Source organism: Streptomyces sp. NPDC001137 (assembly GCF_040298885.1).
Taxonomy (GTDB): Bacteria; Actinomycetota; Actinomycetes; order Streptomycetales; family Streptomycetaceae; genus Streptomyces.
In genome coordinates this window covers 542,914-555,846 of the sequence record NZ_JBEPBA010000004.1, presented here as the reverse complement: position 1 = coordinate 555,846, position 12,933 = coordinate 542,914, and the positions used below count along the sequence as shown (strand labels likewise).

General features: G+C 71.9%; 13 protein-coding genes. 6 read left to right on the top strand and 7 right to left on the bottom strand.

All coding sequences use genetic code 11. The annotated features are described in order from the left end of the window. Window positions 1-20: 20 nt before the first annotated feature. Window positions 21-1,547, bottom strand: coding sequence for a hypothetical protein (locus ABT254_RS11135; protein ID WP_351466835.1), 1,527 nt, complete (start codon window positions 1,545-1,547; stop codon window positions 21-23). Between the two features lie 101 nt (window positions 1,548-1,648). Continuing rightward, entirely contained in the window at window positions 1,649-2,344 is a 696-nt protein-coding gene (locus tag ABT254_RS11130; RefSeq protein ID WP_351466832.1) for a GntR family transcriptional regulator, read from the bottom strand. 175 nt (window positions 2,345-2,519) lie between these two features. Between ABT254_RS11130 and ABT254_RS11125 the strand changes: the two genes are divergently transcribed. From ABT254_RS11125 to ABT254_RS11105, 5 genes are read left to right on the top strand one after another with little or no spacing between them, the layout of a single operon-like run. Then, on the top strand, window positions 2,520-3,815 hold the full coding sequence (locus ABT254_RS11125) for an MFS transporter (protein ID WP_351466831.1): 1,296 nt from the start codon (window positions 2,520-2,522) through the stop codon (window positions 3,813-3,815). Further along, entirely contained in the window at window positions 3,812-4,633 is an 822-nt protein-coding gene (locus ABT254_RS11120; protein WP_351466828.1) for a putative hydro-lyase, read from the top strand. The genes ABT254_RS11125 and ABT254_RS11120 overlap by 4 nt, the downstream gene beginning before the upstream one ends. A gap of 17 nt (window positions 4,634-4,650) precedes the next feature. Further along, window positions 4,651-5,409 (top strand): LamB/YcsF family protein, encoded by a 759-nt coding sequence (locus tag ABT254_RS11115; RefSeq protein ID WP_351466826.1) that lies wholly within the window; start codon window positions 4,651-4,653, stop codon window positions 5,407-5,409. After that, on the top strand, window positions 5,406-6,023 hold the full coding sequence (locus ABT254_RS11110) for a 5-oxoprolinase subunit B family protein (protein WP_351466823.1): 618 nt from the start codon (window positions 5,406-5,408) through the stop codon (window positions 6,021-6,023). The genes ABT254_RS11115 and ABT254_RS11110 overlap by 4 nt, the downstream gene beginning before the upstream one ends. Further along, window positions 6,020-6,898 carry a 5-oxoprolinase subunit C family protein gene (locus tag ABT254_RS11105; RefSeq protein WP_351466820.1) on the top strand — a complete coding sequence of 293 codons (879 nt, stop codon included), beginning with the start codon at window positions 6,020-6,022 and terminating at the stop codon, window positions 6,896-6,898. Before ABT254_RS11110 ends, ABT254_RS11105 begins: the two co-directional genes overlap by 4 nt. 108 nt (window positions 6,899-7,006) lie before the next feature. Here ABT254_RS11105 and ABT254_RS11100 read toward each other — a convergent pair whose 3' ends face one another. From ABT254_RS11100 to ABT254_RS11080, 5 genes are all read right to left on the bottom strand, one after another. Continuing rightward, entirely contained in the window at window positions 7,007-7,855 is an 849-nt protein-coding gene (locus ABT254_RS11100; RefSeq protein ID WP_351466818.1) for an SGNH/GDSL hydrolase family protein, read from the bottom strand. Next, complete coding sequence (locus ABT254_RS11095; RefSeq protein WP_351466815.1) at window positions 7,852-9,009, bottom strand: glycosyltransferase; 1,158 nt, start codon at window positions 9,007-9,009, stop codon at window positions 7,852-7,854. Before ABT254_RS11095 ends, ABT254_RS11100 begins: the two co-directional genes overlap by 4 nt. Then, on the bottom strand, window positions 9,006-10,151 hold the full coding sequence (locus tag ABT254_RS11090; RefSeq protein WP_351466812.1) for a glycosyltransferase family 4 protein: 1,146 nt from the start codon (window positions 10,149-10,151) through the stop codon (window positions 9,006-9,008). The genes ABT254_RS11095 and ABT254_RS11090 overlap by 4 nt, the downstream gene beginning before the upstream one ends. Window positions 10,152-10,332: 181 nt before the next feature. Then, window positions 10,333-11,751 (bottom strand): HEAT repeat domain-containing protein, encoded by a 1,419-nt coding sequence (locus ABT254_RS11085; RefSeq protein ID WP_351466809.1) that lies wholly within the window; start codon window positions 11,749-11,751, stop codon window positions 10,333-10,335. A gap of 301 nt (window positions 11,752-12,052) precedes the next feature. Beyond that, window positions 12,053-12,445, bottom strand: a complete 393-nt coding sequence (locus ABT254_RS11080) for an ankyrin repeat domain-containing protein (RefSeq protein WP_123963814.1) — start codon at window positions 12,443-12,445, stop codon at window positions 12,053-12,055. 260 nt (window positions 12,446-12,705) lie between these two features. Between ABT254_RS11080 and ABT254_RS11075 the strand changes: the two genes are divergently transcribed. Continuing rightward, a complete protein-coding gene (locus ABT254_RS11075) occupies window positions 12,706-12,900 on the top strand; it encodes a hypothetical protein (RefSeq protein WP_099934012.1) in 195 nt (64 codons plus the stop codon). The last annotated feature ends 33 nt before the right edge of the window (window positions 12,901-12,933 follow it).

The window sequence follows — 12,933 nt, the reverse complement described above, 5'->3', positions numbered from 1 at the left end:
CCTTGTCGCTTCCTGCTCGCTCATGCTGCTTCCGTCCGGTCCGCCGCCATGCCCGCCGCGTCCAGCAGGGCCGTGCCGACGATGAGATCGGCGCCGCCGAACTCCGGATCGTCCAGCTCCGTCCCGTCGTCCACGGCGAACAGCAGCTTCTCCTCGCCCTGGCGGTATGCCGTGCCGACCGCCGGACTGGCCGCGTGCACCGCCAACAGGGCCACCAGATACGGCAGGTCGGGGTCCTGTCTCCGGGCCTCGGCCAACAGCCCCGACAAGCGGCGCGGTGCATCGGCAGGCAGGTCAAGCAGCTCCGTCGCCGCGGCCAGCTGCTCCTCGCTGAACCGGCTGTCGTCCGGCGTCGCGATCAGGTCCGGCTCGGGCATCTCCGCGCCCAGGTGCTCGCGCTCTACCGGCGGCGTCAGCAGTATGTCGACCAGGTCGCCGACCCGCACGGACACCGGCGTACGCAATCCGGTGCCGCGGGCGAAGAAGGCGTCCGTGACCCGGACCGCCTGTTCCAGCGGCAGGGGGAGCACGGGGGCGACGAGGTGTCCGTACAGGTCGATCCCGGACGACGTCATGGGGGTCGCGAACGCCTGCCGGTCCTGCTCGGCGCGGAACAGCGGCCCGGCCTCCAGGAGGCGCGACTGCAGCTGGGTGTGTCTGCGGATGCAGTCCTTGACGATGTCGACGAGCTCGGCCGCGCGACGCTTGTGCTCGGGGTCCTCGGTCTCGTCCCGGGCCTTGCGGATGTTGGTGAGGATCGCGTTCTCGTGCCGGTAGCGATCGGCGACGTGGTCCAGTGCCTCGGCGATCATGTCGGGCACGGAGTTGAGCCAGTCCACCGCCCGGACGTTGCGCCGGGTCGCGTCCAGGGCTCGGCGGAGCGTCTCCGAGTACTGCACCGTCCGGTAGCGGGCCTGCTCGGCGGCGAGCTGGGCGTCGGCGAGGCGGCCCCGGTTGATCAGGACCTCCAGTTTGACCTCGGCGGCGATCTGCGCGCTGGTGACGTCCGTGTCCAGGGCGCCGACCAGGACGTTCACGGCCTCGTCCGTCGTACGGAGGTAGACCGTGCCGCCGGGGCCCGGCACCTCCTCGACCAGCTTGAAGTCGTAGTCACGGCGGACATAGCTGCCGTCGGTCGTGAACGTGCCGTAGACGGCCCGGAAGCCGCGGTCGACGCTGCCGACGTTGATCAGGTTCTCCAGGACCCAGCGGGCCACGCGCTCGTGCTCGGACACGGGCCGCTGCGGGGCCTGGGCGGCGATGCGCGGGATGAGCCGGGCGACTATCTGGTCGTGGTCGGCGCCCGTGTCGAAGTCCATGTTCAGGGTGACCAGGTCGATGGCGGCCAGCGCCACCTCCGCCATGCCGTACACCGAGTACTCACCCGCCAGGTTGGCCTTGCGTGCGTCGAGGTCGTGCAGCGGCGCGGTGCAGGCGAGCGCGCGCAGGCGCCGCGCCAGCCCCTCGTCGGCGGCCGGGCCCGGTGCGGGGCGCGGCCCCGCGCTGAGCTGGGGCGGAACACTGTCCGTCGATGCAGGCGAAGTCACGGTGCACAGACTAGGTCCTCGGTCTGACATCGACCCAAACGACTCAGATGCGACCAGGCGTCACGGCTGCCGCACCAATGGGCCGGCACTCCTGCGTCCCGCTATCCGTCCTCGCCGACGCGCCGCCGGTAGACCTCCACGACCCGTTCGAGCGAGTCGTCGAGGTAGACCTCCAGCAGCTTCTCGGCCTCCGGCCGGTCCCCCGCCTGAAGGGCCTGCAGAATCTGCCGGTTGCGGGCCAGGTACGGCTCGTGCAGCGCTCTGGGGTCGTCCACGATGTGGAAGGCCAGGCGCAGTTCGGCGAAGACGCTGCGCATCAGCTCGTCGGTGCGGGCGCTGCCGGCGAGGGCCACCAGCTCCCGGTGGAAGTGGATGTTGGCGGTACCCACGCTTTTCCAGTCACCTTCGCGCGCCGCCCGCTGCCCCTCCTCGACGACCTCGGCGAGGGCGTCCAGGCCGTACGGCGGCGCGCCGAGCCCGCGGACGACGGCGCACTCGACGAGGCGGCGGGTGCGGTAGATGTCCTCGACGTCCTCGACGGTCAGCACCCGGACGAAGACGCCCCGGTTCAGCTCGTGGACGAGCAGACGTTCATGGGTGAGCAGCCGGAACGCCTCCCGCAGTGTGTTGCGGGAGACCCCGAGCGCGCCCCCGATGCTGTCCTCCGACAACCGGGTGCCGGGCGGGAAGAATCCCTCGGCGATGCGGCCCCTGAGGATGTCCGAGACGCGCTCGGCGGTGCTGGTGCGCCCCAGGAGAGCCCGGTCGTCGGCCAGTCCTGTCAGCTGCTCTGCCATGCCCGGAATTCAACCGCAGATACAAGAACGAAACAACGTGGGTATTGAAGGATCGTTCAACGATCCTCTACCTTGCTACGCACGGCGCCTGCTTTCGCCCCGGGCGCCGACCGCTCCTCACGCACGGCACGGCTCATTTCTGAAGCACCCTCCGTCCTCCCACTGCGAGGTGCCCATGAGTACGACCCCTCCACCCCAGGCTCTGACCGAACAGCCCGGAACCGACCAAAACGCCCTCGACGACGGCGCGTTGGGCTGGCTGCGCGCCCTCGGCCCGCGCGGCCGCCGCGCCTTCGCAGGCGCATTCGGCGGCTATGCCCTGGACTCGTACGACTACTTCACGCTGCCCCTGAGCATGGTCGCGCTGGCCGCGTACTTCGGCCTGGACAGCGGCCAGACGGGCCTGTTCACCACGGTCACCCTCGCGGTCTCCGCGGTCGGCGGCGCCGTCGCGGGAGTGGTGGCCGACCGGGTGGGCCGGGTCAGGGCACTGATGATCACGGTGATCACCTACGCGGTCTTCACCGTGGCCTGCGGCTTCGCACCCAACTACGAGACGCTGCTGGTCTTCCGTGCTCTCCAGGGCCTCGGCTTCGGCGGTGAGTGGGCGGTCGGCGCGATCCTCGTCGCCGAGTACGCGAGCGCCAGGCACCGGGGCCGTACCCTCGGCGCCGTCCAGAGTTCGTGGGCCGTGGGCTGGGCGCTGGCCGCGATCGTGTACACCCTGGTCTTCTCCTTCGCCGACGCCGATCTGGCCTGGCGCATCATGTTCTGGACCGGAGCGCTGCCCGCGCTGCTGGTGATCTGGATGCGACGCCGGGTGCACGACGCCCCGGAGGCGGCGGCCGTGCGCGAACAGAGCACACAGAAGGGTTCGTTCACCGCGATCTTCAAGCCCGGCCTGCTGCGTACGACGGTCTTCGCCGGACTCCTGTCCACCGGCGTCCAGGGCGGCTACTACACACTCGCCACCTGGGTACCGACGTACCTGAAGACCGACCGCGGCCTGTCGGTCGTCGGCACCGGCGGCTATCTGACGTTCCTGATCTCCGGCGCCTTCCTGGGCTATCTGACCGGCGGCTACCTCACCGACCGGCTGGGCCGCAGGCGCAACATCTGGCTGTTCGCCCTGCTGTCGGCCGTCTGCATCCTGGCGTACGCGAACATCCCGCACGGCGCCAACACCCTGCTCCTGGTGCTCGGTTTCCCGCTCGGGTTCTGCATGTCGGCGATCTTCAGCGGCTTCGGGTCCTACCTGAGCGAGCTGTACCCGACGGCGGTACGGGGCACCGGACAGGGCTTCACGTACAACACCGGGCGGGCCGTGGGCGCCGTCTTCCCCACGACCGTCGGCTTCCTGGCCGACAGCTGGGGTGTGGGCGGCGCGCTGGTGTTCGGTGCGATCGGCTACGGGCTCGCGGCGCTGGCGCTGCTGGGGCTGCCGGAGACCCGTGGGAAGGAGCTCGCGTGAACCGCACGGAAGACCGCCCGCTGACCGTGGTCGACGAGCACGCGCACGCGTGGAGCCCGAGAACCGCCCGGGCCCGTTTCCGGGAAGGACTCAGCGGACCCACCGCCGGGGTGGCGGCCGGACACACCCAGGTCAACCTGATCTCGGTGCCCGCCGACTGGGCGTACGACATGCTGCTGTTCTGCCAGCGCAACCCCAAGCCCTGTCCGGTGCTCGACGTCACGGACGCCGGCTCCGCCACGACGATCCTCGCGGAGGGCGCGGACCTGCGCACCGATCTGCCGCGCTACCGGGTGTGGCAGGACGGCGAGTTGGTGGACGAGCCGACGGACGTCCGTGCGCACTGGCGCGAGGACCTGGTGTCGTTCCTGATCGGCTGCAGCTTCACCTTCGAGTGGGCGCTGGCGGAGGCGGGCGTGCCGATCCGCCATGTCGAGCAGGGCCGCAACGTCCCGATGTATGTGACGAGCCGTCAGTGCCGTCCGGCGGGGCGGCTGCACGGCCCACTGGTGGTGTCCATGCGTCCGGTGCCGCCGCAGCACCTGGGCGCGGCGATCAGGGAGAGCAGTCTGCTCCCGGCGGTGCACGGCAGCCCCGTACACTGCGGCACTCCTTCGGGGCTGGGCATCGAGGATCTCGGCCGCCCCGACTTCGGCGACCCGGTGGACCTCGAGCCGGACGACATCCCGGTGTTCTGGGCCTGCGGAGTGACCCCGCAGGCGGCAGTGATGGCCTCGCTCCCGCCCTTCGCCATCACCCATGCACCCGGCCAGATGTTCCTGACCGACGCCCGCGACGAGCAGTACCGCGTGGCCTGAGAGAAACACGAAGGACCATGACCTCGATCGATCTGAACGCCGACCTCGGCGAGGGCTTCGGCCGCTGGCAGCTGACCGACGACGAACAGCTGCTGTCCGTCGTCACCAGCGCCAACGTGGCCTGCGGCTTCCACGCCGGGGACGCGGCCACCATGCGGCGAGTGTGCGAGCTGGCGGCCGAGCGCGGCGTCCGGATCGGTGCCCAGGTCTCCTACCGGGATCTGGCGGGGTTCGGGCGGCGCGCGATGGACGTGCCGCCCGCGGAGCTCGCGGCCGAGGTGGCCTACCAGATCGGCGCGCTGGAGGTCTTCGCGCGCGCCGCGGGCACGCGCGTGTCGTACGTGAAGCCGCACGGCGCGCTCTACAACCGCGTCGTGCACGACGAGGAGCAGGCCGCGGCGGTCGTGGACGGCGTACGCCTTGCCGACGCCTCGCTGCCCCTGCTCGGCCTGCCCGGCTCGCGCCTGCTGGAGCTTGCCGCGAAGGCAGGTCTGCCGGCCGTCACGGAGGCCTTCGCGGACCGTGCGTACACCCCGGAGGGAACGCTCGTGCCGCGCGGCCACGAAGGCGCCGTCGTCACCGACCCGGAGACCGTGGTGGAGCGCTCGGTGGGCCTGGCCCGCTTCGGCACGGTCACCTCGCACTCCGGTGCGCGCGTCGACGTACGCGCGCGTTCCCTGTGCCTGCACGGGGACACTCCGGGCGCCGTCGAACTGGCCCGGCGCGTCCGGGAACGCCTGCAGGAGTCGGGAATCCGGGTGGAGGCCTTCGCATGAGGGCGCTGCCCGTCGGGGACAGCGCCCTGCTCGTCGAGGTGTCCTCCGGGAACGAGGCGCAGGCCCTGCACGCGGAACTGCTGCGGCGCCGCGCGGAGGGCCTGCTCACGGTGCGCGAGATCGTCCCCGCGGCCCGCACCGTCCTGCTCGACGGCCTGGCCGACCCGGTCCGTCTGGCTTCCGAACTGACCGCCTCCGAGGTGCCCCCCGCTCCCCCTCTCGAACAGCCGGTCGTGGACATCCCGGTGCGCTACGACGGTCCCGACCTGGCCGACGTCGCCGCCCACTGGGGCGTCGGCGAGCAGGAAGTGGCCCGTATCCACGCGGCCACCGAGTTCAGCGTCGCCTTCTGCGGGTTCGCCCCCGGCTTCGGCTACCTGACCGGCCTGCCGCCGCTGTACGACGTCCCGCGCCGGGCCACCCCCCGCACGGCCGTCCCGGCCGGTTCGGTGGCGCTGGCGGGTCCGTACACGGGCGTGTACCCCCGCTCGTCACCGGGCGGCTGGCAGCTGATCGGGCGCACGGACGCCGTGCTGTGGGACCACGCGCGCGTGCCGGCCGCGCTGCTGTCGCCCGGCACGCGTGTGCGTTTCGTCCCGGTGGGGTGCCCGTGACCGACCGCGCACTCGTCGTCGTCCGAGCCGGAGCACTCACCACGGTGCAGGACGAGGGACGCCCCGGCCACGCCCACCTCGGGGTGCCCCGCTCCGGTGCGCTCGACGGCCCCGCGGCGGCGCTCGTCAACCGGCTGGTCGGCAACCCGCCCGGGGCTGCCGTTCTGGAGACCACGGTCAACGGGTGTGCCCTGCGGCCGCGTTCGACGGTCACGGTCGCGGTCGGCGGCGCGCCCAGCCCGGTCAGGGTGGACGGCCGGCCGGTCGCCTGGGGAGCACCGGTGCTCGTGCCCGCCGGTGCGCTCCTGGAGGTCGGCACGGTCGTCTCCGGAGTACGCAGTTATGTGGCCGTCTCCGGTGGCATCACCGTCGAGACGGTGCTCGGCAGTCGCTCGACGGACCTGCTGTCCGGGCTCGGCCCCGCCCCTCTCACGAACGGGATGGTGCTCCCCTTGGGGACGCCGAAACACCTCCACGCACGCGTGGACGTCGCCCCGCAGCCCGCTCCTGCGACCGAACTCGTCCTACGGGTGACACCGGGACCGCGAGACGACTGGTTCACACCGGAGGCCCTGCGCACGTTCACGTCCCGCACATACCGCGTCTCCGCCGCGAGCAACCGCATCGGCCTGCGCACGGAAGGCCCCGCCCTGGAACGGGCCCTGCCCGGCGAACTCCCCAGCGAGGGCATGGTTCTGGGTGCGATCCAGGTTCCGCCGGACGGCAGGCCGGTCGTCTTCCTGGCCGACCACCCGACCACCGGCGGCTATCCGGTGATCGGCGTCGTCCACCCACAAGACCTCCCGGCCGCAGCCCAGGCGGCGCCGGGAACACCGGTCCGCTTCGTGGCGATGCGCACGCGCCAAGGTGGTTAGGGGTGCGGGGCTGTATCGATTTGCGGCTCCGCCGCGTGGGCGCGACCAGCGACATCGGACCCGCAGAGACCCACCGACCTCCAAATCCCTCGGCCGCTGCGTACAGCGCTACGCCGCATCCGGCTGCTCCACAACAGAAACCGCAGCCAAAGCTGCCGAAACCGCCGCAGCGGCCCGCAGATCCAGCCGCGCGCTCGTCCCCCGCACCCGGTGCCGCATCTCGTCCGCGGCCAGGCCCAGCAGCTGAGGCAGCAAATCGGTGCACCGCCGGGCCACCCACGCCGTACCCGCCGTGGCCAGCCACAACAGGCTCGCCGACCTCGTGGGCACCGGGAACTCCGGCTCGGGCGAAGGCGCGGCACCCGTCGCACGGTCGGTTTCCGCCAGCAGCGAGTGGAAGCGGACGGCCAACTGCCGGTGCCCCTGTTCGCCCGGGTGCAACCGGTCCGCGCTCCACATCGCACGGTCGGTGATCCAGGCTTCCTCGGCCGCGTGCAGATGGACGGCCCCGTAGCGGTCGGACAGGGCGTGGACCACCCGGTTGACCGCCCGCTGCCGCCGGGCCAGCGGACGGGCCAGGGAGCCGGGCAGGCCGAGCATCGAGCCGGGGTCGGGCAGACAGGCCGTGAGCAGCGTCGCCCCCTGCTCGGTGAAGGCGGCGTACACCTTGTCGAGCCGCTCGGCCACGGCGTGGATGTCGAAGGTGCAGCGCAGGGTGTCGTTGACGCCGATGACCACGGACACCACGTCCGGCCGCAGAGCGAGTCCGGCCGGTGTCTGCTGCTCCAGCACCTCCCGGGTCTGGGCACCACTGACGGCGAGGTTGGTGAACTCCACCGGCTCCTCGGCGAGCCCGACGGCGAGCAGCGCGGCCCAGCCGCGCCACCCGTCGGCGACCGGATCGCCCACGCCCTCGGTCAGCGAGTCCCCGAGGGCGACGAAACGCACCGGTCTCATGCCACGCCTCCGGGCACGAAACGGCGTACCGGTACCGGCGCGTCATGTGCGGCGAGAAACGCGTCCACGGCCGTGTTCCACCCGAAGCACTCCGCACGCGCGCGTGCGCTCTCGCGCCGCTCCCGCTCGGGAAGTCCGAGCAGCATGTCGACGGCGTCCGCGAAGGCCTTCCCGTGGTCGGCGGCGACGGCTCCGGCGGATCCGATCACCTCGGGCAGCGCGGACGACGTGCTCACCACCACGGGCGTGCCGCAGGCCATCGCCTCCAGCGCGGCGAGTCCGAAGGTCTCGGCGGGCCCGGGTGCCAGGCACACGTCGGCGGAGGCCTGGAGGGCGCCGAGCGCACCGCGGTCGGAGACGTGCCCGAGGAAGGTGACGGGCAGCCCGCGCTCCCGCGCCCGCTGTTCGAGCCGCGGCCGCAGCGGCCCGTCCCCGGCCACCACCAGCACCGCCCGCCTGCCCCGCCGCAGCAACGCCTCGAGGGCGTCCAGCGCCGTGCCGGGCCGCTTCTCCACGGACAGCCGGGTGCACGTCACGAGCAGCGACTCGTCCACGCGCGCGTAGCGTGCCCGCAGCCCCGGATCGCGCAACGCGGGATGCCGCTCGACCAGGTCGACGCCCAGCGGCGCCCGTACGACATTGCGGGCGCCGATCCGCACGAACTCCCGCTCGGCGAACTCGGTGGTGCACACCACGCGCGCGTACGTGTGCGCCGTACGCACGTTGAGGGCGTCGGCGGCGCGACGGGCCGCGCCCTCCGGCAGCCCCCAGGTACGCAGCACGCCGTCGGCGGTCTCGTGGGAGACCATCACGGCGGGGATGCGGGCGCGCCGCGCCCACTTGCCGGTCCAGCGCAGGGTCGTACGGTCGGAGACCTCCAGACGGTCGGGGGCCAGGTCCTCCAGGAGGCGGGCCACGCGCCGCTTGTCGGTGAGCACGCGGTATCCGCCCGTGCCGGGCAGCAGCGGTCCGGGCAGGGTGATGACGCGTCCCTGCTCGGTGTCGCGGTCGTCGGCGCGTTCGCCGGGGACGATGAGCACGGGCTCGTGTCCCGCGGCCTTGAAGCCCTTGCCGAGTTCCCGCAGGGCGGTGCGCAGGCCCCCGGAGGAGGGGGCGACGAAGTTGGCGAGTCGCACGATCCGCAACGAGGTCATGCCGCCACCGCCGTCTTCTGCCGCGCGGCGAGCACGTCCGCGTAGTGCCCGATGAGCTGGTCGCCCACGGCGGCCCAGGTGCGGCCCTCGACGGTGGCGCGCGCGGTGGCGCCGAAGGAGACCCGCCGCTCCGGGTCCGCGGCCAGGGACTGCACGGCGTCCCTTACGGCGTCCGCGTCATGAGGTGGCACCAGCAGCCCGGTGCGCCCGTGGGCGACCAGGTCGAGGGGGCCGCCGACGGCGGGAGCGACGACGGGGACGCCGCTCGCCATGGCCTCCTGCACGGTCTGGCAGAAGGTCTCGAAGGGGCCGGTGTGCGCGAAGACGTCCAGTGAGGCGTAGATCCGGGCGAGTTCGTCGCCGGTGCGGCGGCCGAGGAAGACCGCGCCCGGCAGCGCCTCGTCGAGGCTCGGCCGGCTGGGGCCGTCGCCCACGACCACGACCTTCACCCCGTCGAGGCCGCAGACGCCGGACAGGAGCTCGATGTGCTTCTCGGGGGCGAGCCGGCCGACGTAGCCGACGATCAGCTCACCGTTCGGGGCGAGTTCGCGGCGCAGGGCCTCGTCGCGCAGGTGGGGGCGGAAACGGACGGTGTCCACGCCGCGCTGCCAGAGCTTGACCCTGGGCACGTCGTGGGTCTTCAGGTCGTGCATCGAGGCGCTGGAGGGGGCGAGGGTGAGGTCGGCGGCGGAGTGGACGGAGCGGATGCGCCGCCAGGCCGCGGCCTCGCCGGCACCCATGTAGGTACGGGCGTATCCGGCCAGATCCGTCTGGTAGACGGCCACGGCCGGGACTCCGAGCCGGGCGGCGACCGCCATACCGCGGACGCCGAGGACGAAGGGGCTGGCCAGGTGGACGATGTCGGCCCGGTGTTCCATGACCGCCGCGGCAAGGCGGCGGCTGGGCAGGGCGACACGGACCTGGGGATAGCCCGGGAGCGGGAGGGAGGGGACACGGACGACGGGGCACGGAGCCTGGGCGTCGGGCCCGGTCCCGGCCCGGGCGGCAAGAGCGGTTGCGGCCGGGGCGACGACGAGCGGAAGGTGACCGCGATCTACGAGGTGCCGGGCGGTCTGGAGCGCGCAGTGGGCCACGCCGTTCACGTCGGGGGGAAAGGATTCGGTCACTATGACGACACGCATACCCGTGTTGTCGCCGTGCTGGACGTGGTCGCGTCAACGTGGATCTTTGCGAAGAATGAACGTCCCGTGAGCGTTCCTGTGCACACCCGAGCAGGTCAGGCCGCGTCCATGACCGCCTGACCCGCGGGTCACCCGTTGTTCATCCAGCGGCCGTGCCGCGGCCCGGGGAGCGCGTGCGTGCTCAGACAGCGGGTCCTTCGGGTGCGATCCGACTTCGTACGGCGGTCTGCACTTCGGCTTCCTCGGCCGGGTCGGCGGCGAGCCGGCGGAGCTGTTCGACGACCCGTGCGTCGCCGGTCTCGGCGTGCCGGGCGGCGATCTCGCGGGTGGTCTCCTCGCAGTCCCAGAGGCACTCGACGGCGAAGCCCGCCGGGAAGGAGGGGTCGGTGGCGGCCAGGGCGCGGGCGGCCCGGCCGCGGAGATGGGAGGAGGCGGTTTCGCGATAGATATGGCGCAGTACGGGGGCGGCGCAGGCGATGCCGAGCCGGCCGGTGCCGTCGACGAGGGTCCACAGGGTGGGGGCGTCCGGCCCTTCGCCCCGTACGGCTTCGCGCAACGCTCCGAGGACGAGGTCCTTGTCCTCGGTCCCCCCGCGGCAGGCGAGCATGCGGCCGGCGGCGGCGCCCAGGGGGTCGGGCCGGTGGGCCCAGCCGCGGGCGCGGTCGACGGCGGCGACACTGCGCATCCGTTCGAAGGCCTCGACGGCGGCTTCCACAACGGCCGGTGAGCCGGCGAGCACGGCCCCCTCGATCAGATCGAGGGCGTCGGAATCATTGCTGTCGGCGAGATAGCGCAGCGCGGTGCAGCGGGCTCCGTCGGTGCCGTCCTTGGCGGCCTGCACGATCTCGGGCCGGTCCTCGGGACCGGCGACGGCGGTGAGACAGCGGGCGGCCGGGACATGCAGCGCGGCGCCCCGTTCGACGCCCTGCTGGGCCCATTCGAACACGGCCTGCACGCTCCACCCCGGACGGGGCCCGGATGGTCGCATCTGCCGCTGCCAGCGGTCGAAGCAGCCGGTCTCCTGAGCGGCACGCACACGCGTGGCGATCGATTCGCGCGGATCCTCCGCCCACAGCCGCCACGGCCGGGGCTCGAAGGCGTCCCGCACGACGGCGGCCAGCGCGGCCTCGCCCTCGGCGTCGGTGGCGAAGCGGGCCAGCACGGGAGCCGCGAGGGCCCGCAGGCCGGCGTCGTCGTCGCGCAGCGCCAGCTCGTCCAGGGCCCAGGCCCAGTTGGAGCCGGAGGCGGCGTACCTGCGCAGCAGTCCGAGCGCGTCCCGCCTGCCGTAGGAGGCGAGGTGGCCGAGGACGGCCAGGGCCAGCCCTGTGCGGGACTCCTCGGTGTCGAAGACGTCCTCGACGTCGAAGAGGTGCGCCTCGATCTCGTCCAGCTCGCCGTTCAGGTCGAGGAAGAGACGGGCGTAGTAGAGGGAGCGGTTCTCCACCTGCCAGTCGTGGCGGGGGTCGCGCAGCACACAGTGGTTCAGCGCCGCGAGCGCCTCGGCGCGCGGGGCGGTGAGCGCGTGCAGTGTGCCGTCGCCGCGGCCCCGCTGGAGCAGGCCGAGCAGCGTACCGCTGGGCGCTATGACCGGATCGAACATGGGAAACAGCCTCACATCAAGCGTCGACGCAACCGGGGAACACGCATTACCTGGCCGCGTGACACAACGTCGGGGCGCCCGCCGTCTCGTGCTTGCTGTAGACCATCTTCCTCTGCCTCTCGTCAGTGGCCCTCGCGGACCGCATCACGGCCCGCGCGGTGCGGCAACACCTGCCCAGCCATCGCGTCCGTGAATCACGACGTCATGATGACTCGGCACTTCGACCTGCCGCGACCGAAATTTCGGCGGCCCTGTACCGCCTCCCCCGTTTTCTGTGTTTTCGCTGGTCAGAACATTTGGATCAGTGTGCGCCGAACAACTCGAGCAGTTCCGTCTTGCCGAACATCCGCGCCGTGTCGACGGCCGACGGAGTGCCCGCGGCCGGATCGGCACCCCCCTCCAGGAGGGCCTTGATGACATCCGTCTCACCCTTGAAGACGGCCCCGGCGAGCGGGGTCTGGCCCCGGTCGTTGATCCGGTCGCCCTCCGCGCCCCGGGCGAGCAGGGCGCGTACCGCGTCCGCGTGTCCGTGGTAGGCGGCGAGCATCACGAGCGAGTCACCGCGGTCGTTGGTGAGATTGGCGGGAACGCCCGCGTCGACGTACGCCACGAGCGCCTCGGTCTGCCCCTGCCGGGCCAGATCGAAGATCTTGGTCGCCAGCTCCACGACCTCTGGGTCGGGGGCTTCTGTCATCGGCCGGACCGCCTCTCCATACAACCGTTCAGGTGAATCGCCAGGGTACTGGCTTCCGCGGTACATGACCCGGTGCACCGGAGGTAAAGATCACCACAGACCAGGCAGGACACGGAGGTTCGGCCCGGTCGCTCCGGGCCGGCTCGACCAGTTGAGGGAAATCCACCGAGATTCATCCATTTGCACCTTTAATACTATGGATACATGCTGTGATCCTGGAAGTACTCATGGTGACTGTCCCCGTGAACCAGGAGAAAAAAATGATCCTGTCCATCTCCGGCGTGGTCCTCCTCGGCATCATCGTCTTCCTCTTCTTCCGCAAGGACGGCCTGAAGGCCTCGCACATGCTGGTCTCGGCCCTGTTCGGCTTCTACCTCGCAAGCACCGCGATCGCCCCGAGCATCAAGGCCGGCGGCGAGAGCCTCGCGAGTCTCCTCGGCGGCATCAAGTTCTGACGCCGCCCCTCCCGCCCGTACGCACCACCAGGA

What these genes read in the sequence shown, in the direction of transcription:
- ABT254_RS11130 (WP_351466832.1), bottom strand. Translation starts at nt 2,344, where the DNA reads ATGGCAGAGCAGCTGACAGGACTGGCCGACGACCGGGCTCTCCTGGGG.
- ABT254_RS11080 (WP_123963814.1), bottom strand. Translation starts at nt 12,445, where the DNA reads ATGACAGAAGCCCCCGACCCAGAGGTCGTGGAGCTGGCGACCAAGATC.
- ABT254_RS11085 (WP_351466809.1), bottom strand. Translation starts at nt 11,751, where the DNA reads ATGTTCGATCCGGTCATAGCGCCCAGCGGTACGCTGCTCGGCCTGCTC.
- ABT254_RS11095 (WP_351466815.1), bottom strand. Translation starts at nt 9,009, where the DNA reads ATGACCTCGTTGCGGATCGTGCGACTCGCCAACTTCGTCGCCCCCTCC.
- ABT254_RS11125 (WP_351466831.1), top strand. Translation starts at nt 2,520, where the DNA reads ATGAGTACGACCCCTCCACCCCAGGCTCTGACCGAACAGCCCGGAACC.
- ABT254_RS11115 (WP_351466826.1), top strand. Translation starts at nt 4,651, where the DNA reads ATGACCTCGATCGATCTGAACGCCGACCTCGGCGAGGGCTTCGGCCGC.
- ABT254_RS11090 (WP_351466812.1), bottom strand. Translation starts at nt 10,151, where the DNA reads ATGCGTGTCGTCATAGTGACCGAATCCTTTCCCCCCGACGTGAACGGC.
- ABT254_RS11100 (WP_351466818.1), bottom strand. Translation starts at nt 7,855, where the DNA reads ATGAGACCGGTGCGTTTCGTCGCCCTCGGGGACTCGCTGACCGAGGGC.
- ABT254_RS11110 (WP_351466823.1), top strand. Translation starts at nt 5,406, where the DNA reads ATGAGGGCGCTGCCCGTCGGGGACAGCGCCCTGCTCGTCGAGGTGTCC.
- ABT254_RS11075 (WP_099934012.1), top strand. Translation starts at nt 12,706, where the DNA reads ATGATCCTGTCCATCTCCGGCGTGGTCCTCCTCGGCATCATCGTCTTC.